This is a genomic window from Aliivibrio wodanis (assembly GCF_052920805.1).
In genome coordinates this window covers 328,494-350,151 of record NZ_JBREXA010000002.1, presented here as the reverse complement: position 1 = coordinate 350,151, position 21,658 = coordinate 328,494, and the positions used below count along the sequence as shown (strand labels likewise).

At 37.5% G+C, this 21,658-nt stretch carries 15 protein-coding genes, 1 pseudogene and 1 riboswitch; of the genes and pseudogenes, 6 read left to right on the top strand and 10 right to left on the bottom strand.

The window, feature by feature from the left end; translation table 11 throughout:
- Positions 1-198 precede the first annotated feature (198 nt).
- From ACU5DF_RS09530 to ACU5DF_RS09520, 3 genes are all read right to left on the bottom strand, one after another.
- Positions 199-2,568, bottom strand: coding sequence for a DNA polymerase II (locus ACU5DF_RS09530; protein ID WP_446712682.1), 2,370 nt, complete (start codon positions 2,566-2,568; stop codon positions 199-201).
- Between the two features lie 5 nt (positions 2,569-2,573).
- Positions 2,574-3,350: a nucleotidyltransferase domain-containing protein gene (locus tag ACU5DF_RS09525; RefSeq protein WP_080889833.1), complete on the bottom strand. Its 777-nt coding sequence runs from the start codon at positions 3,348-3,350 to the stop codon at positions 2,574-2,576.
- 109 nt (positions 3,351-3,459) lie between these two features.
- Positions 3,460-5,046 carry a Na+/H+ antiporter NhaC family protein gene (locus tag ACU5DF_RS09520; protein ID WP_045102421.1) on the bottom strand — a complete coding sequence of 529 codons (1,587 nt, stop codon included), beginning with the start codon at positions 5,044-5,046 and terminating at the stop codon, positions 3,460-3,462.
- A gap of 80 nt (positions 5,047-5,126) precedes the next feature.
- A riboswitch (Lysine riboswitch) is annotated at positions 5,127-5,312 on the bottom strand.
- Between the two features lie 242 nt (positions 5,313-5,554).
- Here ACU5DF_RS09520 and ACU5DF_RS09515 point away from each other — a divergent pair.
- Entirely contained in the window at positions 5,555-5,959 is a 405-nt protein-coding gene (locus tag ACU5DF_RS09515; protein WP_045102422.1) for an H-NS family histone-like protein, read from the top strand.
- A gap of 205 nt (positions 5,960-6,164) precedes the next feature.
- On the opposite strand, the gene ACU5DF_RS09510 is transcribed toward ACU5DF_RS09515, so the two are convergent.
- Both ACU5DF_RS09510 and fadR read right to left on the bottom strand, forming a co-directional pair.
- A complete protein-coding gene (locus ACU5DF_RS09510) occupies positions 6,165-6,902 on the bottom strand; it encodes a MipA/OmpV family protein (RefSeq protein ID WP_446714217.1) in 738 nt (245 codons plus the stop codon).
- Between the two features lie 281 nt (positions 6,903-7,183).
- Complete coding sequence (gene fadR / locus ACU5DF_RS09505; protein WP_045103334.1) at positions 7,184-8,026, bottom strand: fatty acid metabolism transcriptional regulator FadR; 843 nt, start codon at positions 8,024-8,026, stop codon at positions 7,184-7,186.
- A 447-nt stretch (positions 8,027-8,473) separates the two neighbouring features.
- Here fadR and nhaB point away from each other — a divergent pair, with 447 nt between their 5' ends.
- Both nhaB and dsbB read left to right on the top strand, forming a co-directional pair.
- On the top strand, positions 8,474-10,069 hold the full coding sequence (gene nhaB, locus ACU5DF_RS09500; RefSeq protein ID WP_446712681.1) for a Na(+)/H(+) antiporter NhaB: 1,596 nt from the start codon (positions 8,474-8,476) through the stop codon (positions 10,067-10,069).
- Between the two features lie 72 nt (positions 10,070-10,141).
- A complete protein-coding gene (gene dsbB / locus ACU5DF_RS09495) occupies positions 10,142-10,657 on the top strand; it encodes a disulfide bond formation protein DsbB (protein WP_446712680.1) in 516 nt (171 codons plus the stop codon).
- A gap of 89 nt (positions 10,658-10,746) precedes the next feature.
- Here the strand turns inward: dsbB and ACU5DF_RS09490 are convergent, their stop codons facing one another.
- Positions 10,747-11,361 carry an SEC-C metal-binding domain-containing protein gene (locus ACU5DF_RS09490; RefSeq protein WP_446712679.1) on the bottom strand — a complete coding sequence of 205 codons (615 nt, stop codon included), beginning with the start codon at positions 11,359-11,361 and terminating at the stop codon, positions 10,747-10,749.
- 102 nt (positions 11,362-11,463) lie between these two features.
- Here ACU5DF_RS09490 and ACU5DF_RS09485 point away from each other — a divergent pair, with 102 nt between their 5' ends.
- Entirely contained in the window at positions 11,464-12,012 is a 549-nt protein-coding gene (locus ACU5DF_RS09485; protein ID WP_045102427.1) for a type II secretion system protein, read from the top strand.
- 55 nt (positions 12,013-12,067) lie between these two features.
- Positions 12,068-13,015 carry a tRNA dihydrouridine(16) synthase DusC gene (gene dusC / locus ACU5DF_RS09480; RefSeq protein ID WP_446712678.1) on the top strand — a complete coding sequence of 316 codons (948 nt, stop codon included), beginning with the start codon at positions 12,068-12,070 and terminating at the stop codon, positions 13,013-13,015.
- 19 nt (positions 13,016-13,034) lie between these two features.
- Here the strand turns inward: dusC and ACU5DF_RS09475 are convergent, their stop codons facing one another.
- From ACU5DF_RS09475 to ACU5DF_RS09460, 4 genes and pseudogenes are all read right to left on the bottom strand, one after another.
- Entirely contained in the window at positions 13,035-14,507 is a 1,473-nt protein-coding gene (locus ACU5DF_RS09475) for a sensor domain-containing diguanylate cyclase (RefSeq protein ID WP_446712677.1), read from the bottom strand.
- Positions 14,508-14,630: 123 nt separating this feature from the next.
- Positions 14,631-15,455 (bottom strand): DUF5718 family protein, encoded by an 825-nt coding sequence (locus ACU5DF_RS09470; protein ID WP_446712676.1) that lies wholly within the window; start codon positions 15,453-15,455, stop codon positions 14,631-14,633.
- 87 nt (positions 15,456-15,542) lie between these two features.
- Positions 15,543-17,486 (bottom strand): DNA topoisomerase III, encoded by a 1,944-nt coding sequence (locus ACU5DF_RS09465; RefSeq protein ID WP_446712675.1) that lies wholly within the window; start codon positions 17,484-17,486, stop codon positions 15,543-15,545.
- A 93-nt stretch (positions 17,487-17,579) separates the two neighbouring features.
- Positions 17,580-19,584 (bottom strand): annotated as a pseudogene (locus ACU5DF_RS09460) (FAD-dependent oxidoreductase).
- A 215-nt stretch (positions 19,585-19,799) separates the two neighbouring features.
- Here ACU5DF_RS09460 and sppA point away from each other — a divergent pair.
- Positions 19,800-21,656 carry a signal peptide peptidase SppA gene (gene sppA, locus ACU5DF_RS09455; protein WP_446712674.1) on the top strand — a complete coding sequence of 619 codons (1,857 nt, stop codon included), beginning with the start codon at positions 19,800-19,802 and terminating at the stop codon, positions 21,654-21,656.
- Positions 21,657-21,658 lie beyond the last annotated feature (2 nt).

Here is a 21,658-nt window from a genome sequence, read left to right as displayed (position 1 = left end):
CTAGTTTTATGGCCTATTTTACCTTAAAAATTAAGGTGATCGCGTATTTATTATGCGTTAAGACGCAAAGTTTTGCTATTAAAATACTATTGACTTTAGAGTCTACTTATTCTACGGAACTCTATACCCTTTATAGATATAGAGTTAAAGATACATAAATCCTAGTTGCCTTTTCTCAATATACAACAAAATTAATCGTTAAAATAGACCTAATTGTGATGCTGATAACTGTGTAAAATCCAATCCAATAAAAGGTAAAATACCATCAGCAATCGGCTTTAATTGCTTTTCTACATAATGATCATAATCTATTGGACTCTTAAGGTACTTGATCGGCTCAGGCCCAGAAGTCGTAATAATATATTCTATCCAGCCGCCATACTGATATTCAAGTGGCTTACCCAGTTGTTGATTATAATAATCAGCTAGCCTTGCTGCTTTAACATGAGGGGGAACATTTTTTTGATAATCTGCTAATTTTCTTCGTAATCTTTTACGGTAAATTAATTTAGAATCTAGCTTCCCTGACTTAGTATCATCAACATAATTTCTCACGTAATCTGTTACAGGTTGTTGATGAAAAACCTTATCAAAGAGTACTTTTTGAAAAGTTTGCGATAACGGTGTCCAATCAGTACGGACTGTTTCTAACCCTTTAAATATAATCTTTTCTTTGCCATTTTTTCGAATTAATCCAGCATAACGTTTTTTAGACCCAGTCTCTGAACCCCGGATCGTTGGCATTAAAAAAGTTCGATAGTGCGTTTCATACTCAAGCTCTAACGCTGAATCAATACCATACTCTGACGCTAAGTGAGTATCCCACCATAGGTTAATATGTTGAACTAAATGCTGCCCTATCTTATCCGCCTCTTCTGAAGATACAATTTTATTTAAAGTGACAAACGTAGAGTCCGTATCTCCGTAAATTACTTCATACCCTTCAGCTTCAATCAAATCTCGCGTACTTTTCATTATTTCATGGCCGCGCATTGTTATTGAAGAAGCAAGTCGATGATCGAAAAAACGACATCCTGATGAGCCTAAAACACCATAAAATGAATTCATAATGATTTTTATTGCTTGGGAAAATGCTTTCTCATTATTTTTCTTTGCCTGATCACGAGCTGACCATAATGATTCGATTAATTGGGGCAGAAAATGTTTTGTTCTATGAAAACGCCCTCCCCTAAAACCATCAATAGATTGGTCTCTGTCAATACCTATATCTTGCTTCAAACCTTCAATTAACCCTAATGGATCAATTCTAAAAGTTCGGATAATTGAAGGATAAAGTGATTTAAAATCTAACACTAATACAGAGTTATATAATCCAGGTTTAGAATCCATCACATAACCTCCTGGACTAGCAATCCAGTTCTCACTTTCCAAATTGGGGGCTATATAACCAGATCGATGTAATCGAGGTAAATATAAATTAGTAAATGCGGCAACAGAGCCACCAATACGGTCTAATTCAACTCCGGTTAATTTCGTTCGTTCAATGACAAACTCAATTAAATGGGTTAACTCAAAAATACGAGTAACAAGCACGCTATCTTGTAGATTATATTTAGCAAGAGCCTGTTTATCATCACGATACATTCGATTAATTTCGCCCATCCGATCACTAGGGTCATGTATCGACTTACCTTCATTAAGTAATTCTTGGGCCACGAACTCCAAAGACCAACTAGAGAAATGGTAAGTTGCCGTCTTTAGGGCATCAATGCCATCAAGCACTACTCGCCCTGGAAATGAAAGAAAACCTTGCTGTCGATTTTTATCTGAATCTCGCCAATAAAGTGTACTATTGCCACGGCCTATTCTAAAAGAAAGGTTATACCACTTTGCCCGTTGGAGCAGTAACCTAAAATCAAAATTAATTACATTCCACCCAATCACGATATCAGGATCAAATGTTTGAAACCAATCTTCAAGTGCTAATAATAATTGCTTTTCATTATCAACCCATTGAATAGGTAGCTCAGTGGTCTCAGAGGTACCTACCATTATAATTCTGGTATCTAGTTCACTGTCTAATGCTACAGAATAAAGAATCCCTTTTTCTGAACACTCTATATCTAAAGAAACTTTGCTAAATGTAGGTGAAATGGGGGTAGATTTTATTTTTACATTTCGATATTCAATATGATTTTTCCTCGGAATGGCCGTACCGATAAAAGAAAGACCACCACAAATAAAACGTTCCATTAAATATCGATCAGCTAAACGTATATCACTTTCAAAAATAGGTAGTTCAGCTTGCTCGAGGCATTGGGAGGCATAACGCTTTTCATTGGTTGAAACAAAATATATTCCCGCAACAGGTTGATGTTGAAAAGTTGCTAATTGAGTTGGTTTAACTGTATATGTAATTTTTTGATTATTTAGAATACACTCATACTCAGATAATCTATCTTGCAATATGAAAGCAACAGCAAGCTCATTTTCAATAAGTAAATGCGCGATATGATCTTCACATTTTACCCAAAGATCTACTCGGCTTTTTGAACTTATCTCTTTATTCTGTCGAGTGAGTAAAAAACCACTCTGCTGTAAATTCAATATAGTTAACCTATTTTTCTTTCTATTTTATTAAACTCACTAACCACCCAATCACCAAATTCTTTTAACAGTGCAATTACTGAACGTTTTGGTATTTTTCGGCCTTTTAACAACATGACTAGCCTTTCTATTTCAACTTGCTTGTCAGGGTAATACTCTAAAAACTTTCGCGCACACAACACTGGATGATCGTACCAACCTTTATCTCTATGCATAACCAATGAATAGCAGCTTCGTAATACTTTTTTAGCTATAGTTTTCTGTTGTTCAACTTGAGTTTCTATATTTTGGTTCGTGGATATTTTTTTAATATATACCTGCAACCATTCTTCAATATCCATATTCATATTTTTAGCTATTTCCCAGCTTGGTTCAAAATCACCAAAGCGAGTCGATAGATCATCACCAAAAATACACACGCAGCAGTGACGAAGCCAAAAGCCCCAGCTGAATATTGATTCAAGCTGCAATACTTCCTTCGCTTCTCCAATGTTAAAAGTAACGCCTGTTATTTGTGGGTATTTTGACTGGAATCTTACCTTAATCGTATTAACCAAAGTTTGCTCTTTATTGGTCAAAGGTAATGTAGTTATTATCGTTACATCTAAATTAGAACGGCCGGGGGTCGCTTGACGTCGCGCTACGCTGCCATAAAGATAGATACTATGAAGTGATTTAGGAACCGCTGAACGCACATGAGCAATCAGATCTCGAATGACAGGTTCAAACTCTTTTTGGAAGGGTGATTGTTTATCAATAATAGGTAAAGTAAAACGGGACACAAAACACACTCCAATCAAAATAGATACAGAAGTAATGATCGCGATTTCACCATAAAAAAGCAATAAAAAACCGGTCATTTAGACCGGTTTGTTAATGATATTGCTAGTTTTATGCAGTTACTGCACGTTTTTTAGACATTATCATCAATGCACCACAAACAAGAATAAACGCGGCTGTTGATGCAGCAAATGCCATTAATACCGATCCTGTAAAACCAAGAGCGATATAACCAATAGCAGATACACCTGCAACGGATAATGCATAAGGTAATTGTGTCGCTACATGATCAATATGACTACAACGAGCACCAGTAGAAGACAAAATGGTAGTATCAGAGATTGGTGAACAATGGTCTCCAAATACAGATCCCGCTAATACCGCACCTAACATTGGTAAAATAAGTGCTATATCAGTCGCGCCCGCCATATCACCTGCAATTGGTAACATGATACCAAACGTACCCCATGATGTACCCGTACTAAATGCCATTAGACCTGAAAGAAGGAATAAAATAACAGGGATCCAGTGAATACCGATGCTACCTTGAGCCAAGCTAGATAAGTAAGAACCTGTTTTCATATCACCTATAACAGAGCCAATTGTCCATGCAAAGAATAAAATCAAGATTGCACCAAACATCGATTTAGCACCAATCCACATGGTCATACCAATATCTTTTGCTGAAATATCTTGACGAAAAACAGTAATAAGAGCAGCACCAAGGCCAATCAAACCACCATAACATAATGATGCACCAACATCGGTATTTTCAAAAGCACCAAGAATATTAATTTCTTTACCATCAGCAACCAACGCTTGTACGCCGGTATAAATCATAAAGAATACTGTCGCTACAATTAGCGTAATTATTGGGAAAATCAAATCTGAAACTTTACCAGTTTCACTCTCAGTAATATTTAGCTCTTCGTTTAGGTCTTTAGATTCAGCATTTACTGCTTTATCATCAAAACCATTACCACGTGATGCTTCATTTTCATGATTACGCATTGGACCAACGTCTAGTTGGAACCAAACAACAGCAAATACCATTAATAGAGCAAAAACAGCGTAAAAATTCATTGGAATCAAGCGAACATATGCACCTAATGCCGAATATTCAGTTACACCGTGTGATACCAAAATACCACCAATAATGGTAATGATATACGCGCCCCAACTTGATGCAGGCATTAAGACACACATTGGTGCAGCAGTAGAATCAAGAATATAAGCTAGCTTTGCTCTTGATACATAAAAACGGTCAGTTACAGGACGAGAAATAGAACCAACAGCTAAGCTATTAAAATAGTCATCCACAAAAATGAAGACACCAAGAAAAGCAGCAAGTAGTTTTGCACCACGTTTACTTTTAATTTTTGTCTGCGCCCATTCTGCAAATGCACGAGTACCACCAGAAAGTGTTAATAGTGCCGTTGTCATTCCTAATAAAATAAGGAAAGCAACAATACTCATATTCCATGTATTAATAGCCCCATCATCGATGAAAACACCTTTAATAGAACTAAAGGTATAAGACACAGTACTAGAAATTGAGTAATTAGACAGCAAGATTGCGCCTAAAATAATACCAACACCAAGAGAAAGTAATACTCGGCGTGTAATAATTGCTAAACCCAAAGCCATTAATGGGGGCAATATTGATATTGGAGAATTGGAAAAATCAGCTAAGTTCATGATCTACAACAACCAGTTTGGTTGGAGATCTACTGTTGATACGGCAAAGCCGTTATAAAGGAAGTGAATGTAAACCATTTCCCCACAGTAGCGCTCCATAGTTGAAAAAATAAAATTGACTATGGCAGTGTTATTCCTTTTCGAAATAACCCCAGCTAAGCACGCTTGATTAACGTAATTAGCTTCGGCACTGACTCCTTTCAATTGCCGTCATCAGAATCACCCTCAAACAATCTACTTTTAGGCAGTGCGCCTCTACCCGTTTAGGTGCGCCCATTGTACTTATTGAAAACAAATTTGCAATGCTATTTTGAGCAATTTAACATTAGGCTACCACACCACTCAGAATGAGATACTTTAACCTTATTTAACTTGACCTATGACACTTATCTCAATATCTTTTAATATATCTATCACTAATATTTTTAATTTATTGACTAATTAATTTGATATATTCTTTTTCTGTTATATTATAATTGTATTATCAAAAATAATTTTGGAATGAACAATGTCTGATACTATTAAAACACTACTGAATCTACGCAGCTTACGTGTACTATCTCGTGAAATGACTCTTGAGCAATTAGAAGAAGCTCTTGAGAAACTACAATCAGTTGTAGCTGAACGTCAAGATACTGAGGCAGAAGACCGCGCTCAACTTGCTGAAAAACAAGCGAAACTTGAAGAGTTCCGTCAAATGATGATCGATAATGGTATTGCACCTGAAGATCTAATGGACACTATGTCTTCTACTACAGTAAAAACAAAACAGAAACGTGCTCCACGTCCTGCTAAATACAAATTCTCAGATCATGCTGGTGCAGAAAAAACATGGACAGGCCAAGGTCGTACTCCATCGGCACTTCAGACTCAACTTGATGCTGGTAAAGCTTTAGAAGATTTCCTAATCTAATCATTATATTGATAAGACTAAAGATAATTTAAAGCCACTCATTTGAGTGGCTTTTTTATATCTGAGTATTGACTTAAAATATGTTCAGTACATCAAATTCATTATATTAATGGAATTCAAAGTCACTGCATTTAGATTTATTATTCTAAAAAATCAAAAAAAACCGTTAAAAATAATTTTATCACGGCTTTTCTTCAAATTAACTCTAAAAAACGTATGCTATACCAACATTACCTGTTGTACTTGTCGTATGCTCTATCATTGGGCTACTTTCAATCTGTCCTTCCAAGTTTACGTAACGAAGACCACCAGTAACACGAATATTAGGAGTTAAATGAAAGTAAGTTGATAAACCAACAAAAAATTGTCCATCCCAATCAGCATCAAATGAACTCATAGCACCACCTGTTCTCGTTGATTCTTCAGCTGACACACCATATAAGTGATTATTTAATCGCTCACTATTATATGAATAACCAAATGATGGTGTGATAGCCCAACCTTTTCTTCGAATTGGTAACTTCCAAACCGCTTCAGCATAAATTCCATTGTGTGTATTACCAATATCTGAGCCTGCACCAACTTCAAACAAGCCAATATGAGTAATAGCTTGATAAGTCACACCGCCTAAAATAGTGCTTTTACGTTCATCCAATTGTTGCATCGCTGCATTATCCGAATCTTCTGGTTTAAACGTTCGAGGATCATAGATAAAACGGAAAATAATATTCTGTGGCGAGCCAACTGGACGCAGGCGATAACCACCACTAAACCCACGAAGGAAAAGATGCTCTCCTTCATAACCAATCATAGGGATCACTGTCGTATTTGAAGGAGTTTCTTTATAAAAAGATGGAGAATAGGCAGCTGCTGCACCAATTGACCACTGAGAAATTTGTGCGTTTGCACTCGCGGCAACAGTTAATGCTGCACCGACAATCATTCCACTTACTAATTTATTCACGATAGCGACCCTATTTATAGCTCATTAATTTGTGACAACGTATCATAGTATTACTGACTCGTTACGATAGGCACACTATACAGTACTTAATACTTTTTCATAGTTTTTTACTTTTAATTTTGTAAATTTAGGCGGGAATCTCATAAATAACATAAAAGAAAATAATAAGGCTTAATATTTAAATGAAGAAAAGAAAATAATAAAGTTACAGATAATAAAAAGCAGGCTTATCGCCTGCTTTTTATCTATTTTTAGGTAACTTAGCTGTCATCTTCTCTAAAGTTACTTGGTAAATTCAATTTCATTTCATTCCAAATCAAATTACCTTCAAGACCATACTGCCGCATTCTTGGCATTACTGCGTCTTTTCTTTCTTCTTCACAAATCTGTTTTAAATCACGGTAGAATTGCAGTGCAAGTTCACGTGCTTCTGGATTTGAAAAATAATAGCTACCAACACGAGCATATAGCTTTTTAAGACCATTAAAGATAAGTCCATAAATTTGGTTTCCAGATTTAAACGCAACCCCTTGGAAAAGCATGTAATCGTAATAATTAAATGTTTTTGCAATTAATATCTCTTCACGTTTTTCTGGATCTTTTTCATTATCTTCTTTTACTTCAGCTTTAATCTTAGCGCCAAAAGGAGACTCTTCAATAAAGGTATCCCAGCTATCTGCTGCTAATAATTGCTCACAAGAATCAATAACACGATTAAGCGTTCGTAAAGAACCTTCTTTATCTGTTTTAAACGCTTGTCTCATAAAAATACAACTAATATTAGTTCGTGCAGCTAATAGGTCTTCAACAATAGAAGTCGCATTATTTGCATCAACCAATGTCATTAATGTATCTAAGATATGAAGTCCTGATGTCTCCATATAATTATTTACTTTGGTTGGCTTGCCATGTTTAATAGTTAACCATCCATCACGAGCTAAACGCTGTAGTACTTCACGTAATGTCGTTCTTGTCACACCGATAAGCTCAGAAAGCTCGCGCTCAGCTGGTAAAATTGAACCTGGTGGAAAACGTCCATTCCAAATACTTTCAATAATGTATTTTTCAGCAAAGGCTGCTGGACTTTTTGCCTTAATAACCATACAAGTTTCAAATCCATTCTTTAATGTAAAAACTAGACTCATCATACCACCAGTTCAATAAATCCTTAACTCTTTATTAAATAAAGCGAGGCTTTTAGGTACATAATTATTACTTTAAACCCTTATCATATCGTATATAAAACCACCAATATTGTAGAACGCCTTACTTTTATTAATAAAGCCGACCAAAGGCACATTTTATGCAATTTACCTCTTTTCAAATATTGACTATTAGTTAATAAAGAGTAAAGTTCAGACGTTTAGTATTAAGGTTAAGTATATATAGGTAGTTATTTGGCAAAGCAGTAAAATTACTTTGTTGTTTTTCTAAATAGTTGTTTATCTTTACTAAAAAAAATATGTTAGGCGATTATTATCAACTCCCTACTTAACCTTATTTTTCATGGAATTAACGTAATAATAACGTAATAATGTAGAGAGCATCACATGTCTATTTCGCTAGGGAATGCATTTATCAAAAACTTTCTTGGTAAAGCCCCCGACTGGTACAAAATTGCAATACTATCTTTTTTAATAATTAACCCTTTAGTTTTCTTTCTTGTTGACCCATTTACTGCGGGTTGGCTATTGGTTGTCGAGTTCATTTTTACCCTTGCGATGGCATTGAAATGCTACCCTTTACAGCCTGGTGGTTTATTAGCCATTGAAGCTATTGCTATTGGTATGACAAGTCCTGAGCAAGTAAAACACGAATTAGTTGCCAATATTGAAGTCTTACTACTATTAGTATTTATGGTTGCCGGTATTTATTTCATGAAGCAATTGCTTCTGTTTATTTTTACCAAAATATTAATTGGCATAAAATCTAAACCTGCGCTTTCTGCTGCTTTTTGTTTTACCGCAGCCTTCCTATCTGCATTCCTTGATGCTTTAACCGTTATTGCGGTTGTTATCAGTGTTGCTGTCGGTTTCTATGCTATTTATCACCGCGTAGCTTCAGGACAAGGTGGTACGCCAACCCATGATCACACGTGTGATTCAAACGTAACAGATGAACTAACTCGTGATGATCTTGAAAACTACCGTGCTTTCTTACGTAGTCTTCTTATGCATGCGGGTGTAGGTACTGCACTTGGTGGTGTAATGACCATGGTCGGTGAACCTCAAAACTTAATCATCGCAGATCAAGCTGGTTGGATGTTTGGTGAATTCATTATCCGAATGTTACCAATCACCGCTCCTGTATTTGTTTGTGGCATGTTAACTTGTGTTGCTGTTGAGAAATTAGGTATCTGTGGTTACGGTGCAAAACTGCCTGCTAATGTTCGTAATATTCTTGAAGAATATGAATCAGAAGAGCGTAGAAACCGTACTAATATTGATAATGCAAAACTAATTATTCAAGCTGTTATTGCCGTTTGGTTAATTGTCGCTCTTGCGCTTCATTTAGCTGCGGTTGGTCTTATCGGTCTATCTGTTATTATCCTAGCAACTGCATTTACCGGTGTTATCGAAGAGCACTCAATGGGTAAAGCGTTTGAAGAGGCTCTTCCGTTTACTGCTTTATTAGCTGTTTTCTTTGCGGTTGTTGCAGTAATTATCGACCAACAATTATTTAAGCCTATCATTGATGCCGTACTAGCAGTCGAAGATAAAGGCTCTCAGCTTGCTCTCTTCTATGTGGCTAATGGCGTATTATCGATGGTTTCTGACAATGTATTTGTTGGTACGGTTTATATTAATGAAGTGAAAACAGCATTACTAAATGGCCAAATTACTCGTGACCAGTTTGACTTATTAGCGGTAGCTATCAATACCGGTACAAACTTACCATCAGTTGCAACACCAAATGGTCAAGCTGCATTCTTATTCTTACTGACTTCAGCACTTGCTCCATTAATTCAATTATCATACGGACGTATGGTTTGGATGGCATTGCCATATACTATTGTTTTAGCTCTTGTTGGTATGTTTGGTATTGTGTTCTTCCTTGAACCGATGACTGCAATGTTCTACGATTTAGGTTGGATCACTCATGGTACAATAGAAAGTGCAACTTTTGCGGTTTCTAGTGGTCACTAATAAAGTATAACTACTTTTATTTGATGAAAAGGCTCTGTTTATACGGAGCCTTTATTTTTACAAGGAATAAAGATGCAAGCCCTTAATCATTTCTCCCGTGTTCGCTTATCTTGGCTTCTATTACTTTTATGTATGGTTTTCTTTGAAGCTTCAGCATTAACCTTTCAACACATAATGAAACTACCCCCATGTGTCATGTGTATTTACGAACGTGTTGCTATGATGGGGATTAGTGGTGCTGCTATCATTGGTTTGCTAAATCCAAATAATCTAATTGTTCGTTGGTGTGGTCTTATTGCCTGGGGGATTAGTGCTGGTTGGGGTTTAAAATTAGCAATGCAGCACGTAGATTTTCAGTTAAACCCATCACCTTTCGCTACCTGTGATTTATTTGTTACTTTCCCTTCGTGGGCACCATTGAACAAATGGGCACCATGGATGTTTGAAGCGTATGGTGATTGCAGTAAGATTGTTTGGCAATTTCTAACACTTACCATGCCACAATGGTTGGTTATTATCTTTGCCGGTAACCTTGTTGCCTTAGCTATTTTTGTTATCGCTCAGTTCTTCAATAAGAAAAGCGCATAATTAACTATTTATATTGCGAATAACAAAAAAGCCATCGGGTAATTATTACCAGATGGCTTTTTTATTTAAATCAGAAAATAGAAATTTACCTATTTACCACAGCACTTCTTGAACTTCTTACCACTTTCACATGGGCAAGCATCATTACGACCCACATTTTTATATGGGTTTACTTTCTGGCCTTTATAACCAATTTGATATTCATCCGCAGCCATAGCGACTTCTTGTATCATAAAATCAATTTTCGGCAACATCTGCTCTAGTGTTGGTGGCGTATCAATTCCTGCTTCCATCATTTGACGGTGGGTTTCTTCTTCATCAACCGCAAGCATCATTGTACTTAATAGTGCAGACAACATGCGTGTTGTGCCATCTGCAACGTTGAGATCAGCCCATAACTCTTCAACTGTTGGCCATAATGTCATAAAGCCTTCAGCAAATTCTGATACATCACCAAGATCATCAAAATTTACAACCTCAGTAACTTCATATTCATTACGCTTTAGTAATGTGTATTGATGCTCTATTTGCTGAGATACCGGTTTTAGTATTTTATGTACATTATCAGTACCAACCAAGTCGCTTAACCACACTTCAGGGTCTAATGGCTTGGTTGCCATATTTGCAGCAAGTACTACCCCTTCAAGAAAAAGGCCAGAGCAGTTTAAATCAACACCATCTAGTGCAATTAATTGATACTTCATTATTTATTCACTTCCGAAATTAAGTTTTCGGCGTAGTATACCGCAAATAATTATTAGAGCCATAAGTCCCATTATTATTAATTTTTGCTGTCGAGAAACATTATGAAAAAAAATCAAGGATTTACTTTAATTGAGTTAGTTGTTGTTATTGTTATTTTGGGAATTCTAGCAGTGACTGCTGCCCCAAGATTTCTAAATTTACAAAGTGATGCTCATGAGTCAAGGGCTAAGGGGGTATTTTCAGCTTTAAGCTCTGCTGTCAATATGTATCACGGAGCTTGGATCTTACAAGGAGAGCCTTCTGTAAGCTCTGGAATTGGTGTGATTTTTGCTGACGAAACGGTTTATCCTTCAACAAAAGGATTTCCAGTAGGAACAACACATCACCCGTCATCAGGTAATAGCGGTATATCTGGAAGCGGTTGTGGTGAATTGCTAACTTCTTTAATCACCACAGATTTAAAAACAGAAACATATTCAACAACCATGTTTCCAACGGATGCAGATATCAAATATTGGTATAATCAGACAGATGAATGTACCTATTATTACACATCAAATATGATAGATAATTCTACCTACGGTTATATGATGACTTATTCAGTACTTACTGGAGAAACTGCTGTTCAATATACTACCTTTCCAAAATAAGTGACATAACCCTACTTTCCCCCTACAATCCCACCTCCAATAAAAGAGGTGGGATATGCAAGTAATACTAGGCCCGATGGAGGGCGTACTCGATCACTTAATGCGTGAACTATTAACCGAGATTAATGACTATGATTTCTGCGTTACTGAGTTTGTTCGCATCGTAGACCAATTGTTACCTCCACACGTGTTCCACCGTATCAGTCCAGAGCTACTTAATGGCAGTAAAACACAATCTGGTACCCCAATACGTGTACAGCTTTTAGGGCAAGAACCAAATTGGATGGCAGAAAATGCTGTCCGTGCCATTGAGCTCGGCTCTGATGGTGTCGACCTCAACTTTGGGTGCCCAGCAAAAGCGGTAAATAAAAGTCGAGGTGGCGCTGCACTACTAAAGGATCCTGAATTAATTTATCAGATCGTAAAATCGTGTCGTGATGCCGTACCAAGTGATAAAAAAGTCACAGCTAAGATCCGTTTAGGTTGGGAAAATCCAGAAGAGTGTTTTGCTATTTCAGATGCAATAAAGCAGGCAGGCGCGAGTGAATTGACAATTCACGCTAGAACTAAAGTTGATGGTTATCGAGCAGAAGAAATAAAGTGGGATTACATAAATCAAGTTCGTCAAAAAGTAGATATTCCAATTATTGCAAACGGTGAGATTTGGAACTATGAAGATGGACAACGTTGTATTGCTGCCACTGGGATTGATTCATTAATGGTATGTCGTGGCGCATTCAACATTCCTAATTTAGGTAATGTCGTAAAACACAATCACACCAAGATGCCGTGGCCTGAAGTGATTGCACTACTGATTCATTATTCAAAGCTACAAATGGCGGGTGACAAGGGTCAATATTACTCAAACCGAGTGAAACAATGGCTAGTTTATCTTCGTCAGGAATACACTGAAGCCAAAGATATTTTTATGGATATTCGAAGCCATAAAAAATCAGACCCTATTGTTGAACGTTTATATCAAGAGTTAGAAAAAGTCAGTTAACCTCTTTATTTTATCGAGTTTATGAAAAGTAAACTCGATTTTTACCCTCTTGCTTTGCTTTATACAAAAGCTCATCTGCTTTTTTAATAATATTCTCAAACGTAAAATCTCTTTCCGCCTCCATTATTATGGCACCACCAGAAACAGTAAAACCACCTGTTACTATTTTTTCAGATGAGTCCTGAATTGATTTTCTGACACGTTCGCATACACTTTCTATACTTGCTTGTGAGTCTGCATTAATACAAATCACAAACTCTTCACCACCAAAACGAGATACAATATCATTATCTCTTACACTTTTATTAAGCATCTTAGCTACGTAAATAATCGCTTCATCACCGACATCATGCCCAAATACATCATTTATTTGCTTAAAATCATCTATATCATAAATCGCAAAACCAACGTATTTTTTTATCACACGCTCTTGTAAGCTAATCTCAAAGCCACGACGGTTATATAGCCCGGTCATTGGATCTTGTTTCGCAAGATTACTGTAGTAACGTTGTGATAATCTGCTCTGATAATAAAACATAGATAATAAGGTTAAAAAGTAAGTAACAAAAATCAGAGTTAGTGTGTTTGCATCATGGACAATAAAATGAATAAATTCATTCTTCACTGAATTTTTATAATAAAGAAAATTAGAAAAATTAGTATCAGGTAAAGTCACTGACTTCATGAATCGGTATTGTTCAAAATTTTGATACTTTTCACTGTCCAACAACTGTATATACTGTGAGGCCTCCCCTCCTGAATGCAATAATTTATCAACAGAAAGATCTAAGACTAATACACCTTTAAATAAATCTTTATAGTAAATAGGTGTCGAGAACGTCAGTACTTCTAAACCATCAAAAAAGGCATCGGTATAGGGTGGTGTAAACGTAACGTGCTTTCGATTCTTATTTTCCATACTTTTAATCCAGTACGGACGTGAATAGATAGTTTCTAAACTTTGCTTTGTTAAATTTTCAGCTATTTCTTTTGGAGAGGAAATGATGTAGTCGTATTTAGAAATAAAATAGATACCGTGAAGATACTCTTCATAATCATGTATAAATGAAATAACAGGCGCAAGTATCACCTTCTTTGAAGCAATATCATAAAGTTCTGATTTTGGGTTACATAATGAATCAGAGCCTGCAATACTATAATCTAATCGACTTTTGGGCAGTGATATCTCTTGATTATCCATCACTGCATCATGATTGTTGCTAGGCCGAATGATACACAAACCTGCTTCTTCATCGAGCTCAAAGTTATGATTATAGAATTCACCCGTACTTTGTTTATATAGTTGAGATAAATTGTAATCAAGAGAGATCATTACTTTGATTGAACGCTGTAAAGAATCAATAATTCGGCTGTATTCTCGGTGTACTTGCCTTTGAACCGAATCAATATGATTATTTAAAACAATACCCAGAATCAACACTAAAAACAGCGTTGGAATGATAAAGATATGTTTTAAATTTGACTTCGGCATATATAAATTCTTTAACAGAAAATGAACAGACTATAATACCTATTTATTTACTGAATATCTTGCTGAAATACTTATTTTAACATTTAGCTGACAGTAATTTACCAGTAGAAACATAGTTAATGATTATCTAACTACTTGAGAAAGTAAAGATACCCCATTTTTAGTCCATGTTTTTGAGATCGCCATTTCTTCAATATCTTGAGTTCCATACTGTTCGCCATCATAGACTACCACTATGCTCTCATCGCCTGATTGTAAGAAGTTCGTTTCACCAAACTCGGTGTATCGTGTGGCTCCAATACTAATAATGGCTTGTTCAGGGTAATTAGCTTCAGATAAATAAAGAGCTAGATCTTCAGCTGGCCCTTCATCTTTCTGATTATTCATACGGTCAATCATCCAATTATTTAATTGCTCATGAAAATAACTGTAATCAATCGCAGCGCTATCTTCACCGTATCGATTCATTTCACCGTTACGAATATGAAAACTGGCGATACGGTATTTATCTAACTCACAACCTTTAGTAAACGATGTGAGTTCAATGAAGTCTTGCGAGATCCCCTTGGTATTTGCACCCCAGTTTTTCTTCTCACTGATCTTTTTGGCATTCGGTTTACGAATAGAACAATCGTTATAAGCGGCAAATTTTACCGGCGTTAACGCAACGACTTTATTGTCTTGATAAGTAATATCAAAAACAATAGCGACTTCAGGCTCTATTTGTAGGTTGTCTGCATCGTTCGGTGGAATAATGGAATCCGAAGAGAGCGGATATTGAGATAAGAAACCAGCGCTTGAGGATGGGATATAAAAAGGAAATAACGCTTTCGGTTGGATCGCATTGTCAACTTTCACATTTAAAAAATCGGTGGCTTCACCAGCTTGCTCTAAATGCCCAGCAAAGTTTCCTGCCACACCAAAACCAATTACATGCTTAAACGTCATAGTGCCTTCTTAAATTCTAATAATAGGAATGTGTAAAAAGGCACCTTAATTTATTCTTTTCAATTATGCGATGATACGGATCTAATTTTATGATTTCTTTGTTTTTCTACGTCGTTTAAATGGCGATTTTGTCGGACTTTTAAGCGTTCGTAATGAATCTGGTACTGGACCTTGCTGTACACCCTGCATAAAATTCAAGACTTTCGTTTCTAACGCTGCCATAAAAGGACGATATGAACAGGTTCTTTCTGTCATTCCTTGTAATTGAAACTCCCAATGCGCGGTCATATCAGGGTAACTCGCTTCATTTGGCAAAGCATGGATCAAGCCTTTACCTGCCTCACTAGCATTAATGTTTTTACCATTACGAACTAATAATTGGCGCTTAAATAAGGTATCCAAAATTCCTGCTCTGGTGGCCTCTGTTCCTAATCCATCAGTATCTCTTAGGATCTTTTTGAGCTCTTTATCTTCAACAAAACGAGCAATACCCGTCATGGCTTGCAGCAATGTTGCCTCGGTAAAATACTTGGGAGGCTCTGTCATTTTGTGTTTTATTTCACCTTCACGACAGGTATGAACCTCACCTTTTTTTAATGGTGGCACTTTATTTGCGACATCATCGTCACTGTTTTGTGTTTGGGGTTTACCAAGCAATACTCGCCAGCCTGCAAACAACATCTGCTTGCCTTTAGCTACAAATACGCCCCCTGCAATATCAAATACTAATTCCGCTTCGGCATAAACCGCTGCAGGATAAAACTGCATTAAATACTGACGGGCAATTAAGTGATAAACCTTCTCTTCAAATCCAGAAAGCCCTGCTGAACCACTTGATTTTGGGGTTGGAATAATCGCATGGTGAGCATCTACTTTACTGTCATTCCATGCTCGTGATTTCAACGTTAAATCGGCATTGGTTACTGCGCTAGATAACTGCTTATCGTTATTACCAATGGCAGCACATACTTGTTCACGTTGTTTATAGTGATCTTTAGGTAAATGGCGGCTATCTGAACGTGGATAAGTGATTAGTTTATGCTTTTCATACAACGCCTGACACGCATCCAAGACTTGCTGCGCACTTAAGTTATAACGTTTTGAAGCATCAATTTGCAATGACGATAATGAATAAGGTAATGGCGCATTTTGTTTGGTTTCTTTATTTTCAGCTTTGGTTACGGTCGCCGGTTGATTCGCAATTCTTTGAGCTACATTCTCAACTAATTTAAGACTGAGCACGCGACCTTCTTCGTCTTGCCATTGTTGACACGCTTCACTTGGCTTCCACTTCGCTCGAATATCAAACGTCTGTCCATCATTAAGCTGAGGATTTTGATAAGGGATCAGTGCTTCTAATGTGAAATACGCTTTAGGAATAAAATTAGCAATCTCTTCATCTCGACGAGTTACTAAACCTAACACTGGGGTTTGCACTCGACCAACAGAGAGTACGCCTTGATAGCCACCACGTTGGCCTAATAAAGTATAAGCACGTGTCATGTTCATGCCATAAAGCCAATCGGCACGAGAGCGTGCTAAGGCTGAGATAGAGAGAGGAATAAACTCTTGATTACTTCGCATTGACGTTAATGCACGTTTTACTGCCGGTAAGTTTAAATCACTAATTAATAACCGTTGAGTCGCAGCTTTTTTAGTTTTAGATAACTTTAAATAGTCCAACACTTCATCAACTAACAGCTGCCCTTCTCTATCAGGATCGCCCGCGTGAACCACCTGAGAAGCGGTTTTTAATAATTTTCGGATCACCGTTAATTGTTTGCTCGACGATTTTCTTGGACGAAGTTGCCACTGCTCAGGAACAATAGGTAAATGCTCCATACGCCACGATTTGTATTTATCATCATAAGCATCAGGCTCAACTTGCTCTAATAGGTGGCCAATACACCAAGTTACAATATCACCATTGCCACACTCAATGTAGCCTTGCTGATTCTTCTGTGGCTTTGCTAGACCTGCGGCAATCGCTCGACCTAAACTCGGTTTTTCTGCAATAAATAATCGTGACATAAAAAAGTGCTGATGTTGTGAATAACATCAGCACTATACCTGTATGAATAGACAGTTATCAAGTTTTGTTGCCTAACTTATTGGAAGTTTAGCTTAAAGTTTCGCGGCTAGTTCAACCCCTTGGCGAATTGCTCGCTTCGCATCAAGCTCTCCAGCATGCTCCGCGCCACCAATCACATGATGTTTAATATCCGCAGTCGTTAGTGTTTCAACCAATTCATTTACCGATACTTGGCCTGCGCACATTAAGACATGATCAACATCCAACAGTTTTACTTCACCGTTTTGACGAATATATAAGCCTTCGTCGTTTACTTTTAGATATTCAACACCCGCTAGCATATGCACACCGCGTTTTTGTAATGTACGTTTATGGATCCAACCTGTTGTTTTACCGGGCCCTTTACCTATGCTGCCTTTTTTGCGCTGCATCAGCCATACTTCACGAGTGGTTTGATATGTTTCTTGTGGCTTTAAACCGCCTTCGAACTCAATATTTTTATCTATATCCCAATCTTGTAGCCACGCATCTAATGTATGATCCTCTGGCTCAGTGATCATGGTTGCTACATCAACACCAATACCACCCGCACCAATCACCGCCACTTTTTGACCAAGCTTAGGCTGAGTTTTAATGTAAGTTTGATAATCAATCACCTTTGGATGATCACTGCCTTCTAGCTGTGGCGCTCTTGGTTTAACTCCTGTCGCCACCACCACCTCATCAAATTGGCGTAGTTCATCCATCTCAACGTTATAGTTCAATTTTACTATAATATTTTTATGATCGATTTTATTAGAGAAATAACGAATGGTTTCTTTAAATTCTTCTTTTCCAGGTATCTGCATCGCCAAGTTGAATTGCCCACCAATGCGGTCACTACGTTCAAAGATCGTCACTTGATACCCACGCTCTGCCGCAGATGTAGCACAAGACAAACCGGCCATTCCCGCGCCAATCACTGCAATTGACTTCACTTTTTCAGTAGAAGTAAGCACTAACTCGGTTTCATAACAGGCTTGAGGGTTAACCAAACAAGTAGCTCGCTTAGCTTTAAATACATGATCCAAACACGCTTGATTACAGCCAATACAGGTATTAATTAATTCTGATTTCTCTTGTTTTGCTTTATTTACAAATTCTGCATCCGCTAAAAATGGTTCGTGCCATCGATACCATATCGGCTTGTCCTGATGCCAATATATCTTCAGCGACTTCTGGTGTATTAATACGGTTACAAGTAACTAATGGGATAGAGACTTTACCTTTTAGCTTTTCAGTTACCCAGCGGAAGGCCGCTCGCGGTACTTGAGTCGCTATAGTTGGTATTCTGGCTTCATGCCAACCAATGCCTGTATTTAATATCGTTACTCCCGCCTTTTCTAATGCTTGAGCAAGCTCCACCACCTCTTCGAAAGTACTGCCTTGCTCAACTAAATCAAGCATAGATAAACGGAAGATAATAATGAAATCAGTACCTACTTTTTCACGTATCGCTTTAATTATTTCTAAGGGAAAACGCATACGATTTTGATAGTTACCACCCCAATCGTCATATCTCATGTTAGTTCTAGCACAAATAAATTGATTAATGAGATAACCTTCAGAGCCCATCACTTCAATACCATCGTAATTAGCTTTTTTTGCATAAAAAGCACTATTAGCAAAGTCATGGATTGTTTTCTGGATTTGGCGCTCACTCATTTGGCTTGGCGTAAACATACCTATTGGTGCTCTAATATCAGAGGCGCTGACCGCTAAAGGGTGCATCGCATATCGACCAGCATGAAGAAGCTGAAGTGCGATTTTTCCACCATTATCATGTACAGCACTGGTTAAGGCTTTATGCTTATCCGCAGCACGAGCTGAACTAAACTGCGCACTAAATGGAGTTAAGCGTCCACGAAAATTTGGGGCAAAGCCCCCGGTAACAATAAGCCCAACCCCACCCTTTGCCCGCGCGGCATAAAAGGCTGAGAGTTTTTTAAATCCATCATTACTCTCCTCTAATCCTGTATGCATAGAGCCCATTAATACTCGATTTTTTAATTGGGTAAACCCCAAATCTAACGGCTGAAAAAGGTGTGGGTACATCATAACAATCCATCGCTTATAATTATTGTGGTCTGACCAGAATAGTAGCTATAGGCTTCTGCTACAATTAAGTATTTACAAATATGCAACATCCATCAATGTTTTTATTGCAATTCATTAATAATAATAATTCTCATTTAGAATGATTTAGCCTAGTTACTTTCTGATTCAGTTAGCGTAGGATAGTGACAGAGTTCAAACTAATAATAAGGAACAATATGAAAGGGTTATTCCACTTCATAGGAAAATGTTTTAAAGCCATATGGAAGCTACTTTCCTTTACCCGTCAACTGGTATTAAACCTATTTTTTCTTGCTTTTGTGGGAGTGATAGCCTTCACTTTCCTAGCCAGTGATGAATCTAGCGTTGAAACTCAACAAGTTGAGAAAAAAGCGTTAATCCTTGATTTAGCGGGCCCTATCGTTGAAGAGAGTAAATTTCGTGAGCCATTAGAACGAGTAACTTCTGATTTATTAGGCAGCCAAAAATCACAAGAAAATGTCTTATTTGATATTGTCGATACTATTCGCTTTGCGGCTCATGATGACAATGTTTCTGGCTTAGTACTTCATTTAAAAGAGATGAATGAAACCAGCTTAACCAAACTTCGTTATATAGCAAAAGCCATCAATACCTTTAAAGCTGCAGGTAAACCTGTTTATGCCATTGGTGATTACTACAATCAAAGCCAATATTATTTAGCAAGTTACGCTGATAAAGTCTTCATGGCTCCTGATGGTACTGTATTACTGCGTGGTTACGGTGCTTATACGCTGTACTACAAAGACCTACTTGAAAAGCTGAATGTATCTACACATGTTTTCCGTGTAGGAACGTACAAATCAGCGGTAGAACCGTACCTTAGAAATGACATGTCTGATGCGGCAAAAGAATCAACATCTGTATGGCTTACTCAATTATGGGATGCCTATTTAGATGATGTTGCCACTAACCGTCAAATTGATGCTAAAACATTAACTATGCCAATGGATCAATTCATTGCGAAGTTAAAAACGCTTAATGGTGACTTATCAAAAATGACCGTAGAACTTGGTTTGGTGGATAAGCTAGCAACACGCCAAGAAGTTCGTAAAGACATGATTGAACAATTTGGTTCTAATGGCTACGATAGCTTTAAACAAATCAGTTATTACGATTATCGCCCACAAGTTCGTCCGACTATTATTCCTGACGCACAAGATATTGCAGTTGTTGTAGCAAGCGGTCCTATCATGGATGGAACGCAACGCCAAGGTACTGTTGGTGGTGATTCAACCGCAGCCCTACTTCGTCAAGCTCGCGGAGATGATAAAGTAAAAGCAGTCGTTCTACGTGTTGACAGCCCTGGTGGTAGTGCTTTTGCTTCTGAAGTAATCCGTAATGAAGTTGACGCTTTAAAAGAAGCAGGAAAACCTGTCGTAATTTCAATGTCGAGCGTCGCTGCCTCTGGTGGATATTGGATCTCTGCAAGTGCTGACAAGATCATCGCGCAACCAACCACAATTACCGGCTCAATTGGTATCTTTGGGATTCTAACTACCTTTGAAAAAGGATTAGAAAAAATGGGGATCCACAGTGATGGGATCTCAACATCTCCATTTAATGGAGTTGGTTTAACTCGCCCGTTAAATGATGATGTCGCTCAAGTGATGCAGTTAGGTATCGAACATGGTTATCACCGTTTTATTAAACTGGTGAGTGACCATCGTAATCTATCTCTAGAAGCGGTTGATAAAGTAGCTCAAGGCCGAGTTTGGACAGGAAAGGATGCTCTTAAACATGGTTTAGTTGACCAATTAGGTGATTTTGATGATGCCGTGCAAGCCGCAGCTCAATTAGCCAATATGGAGTCATATAATCTCTATTGGGTTAAAGAGCCACTATCTCCAATGGAGCAATTCCTTGAAGAGTTAAGCATGAGCTTTAATGCCAATATAAAAACAGAACTTTTTTCATTGGCACCAGAGGCATTGCAACCAACCATCAGCAAAGTTGCAACAGACATCAACATGTTGAATAACTTTAATGACCCAAAAGGGCAATATCTCTTCTGCCTGAACTGTAGCAATCTTTAAAA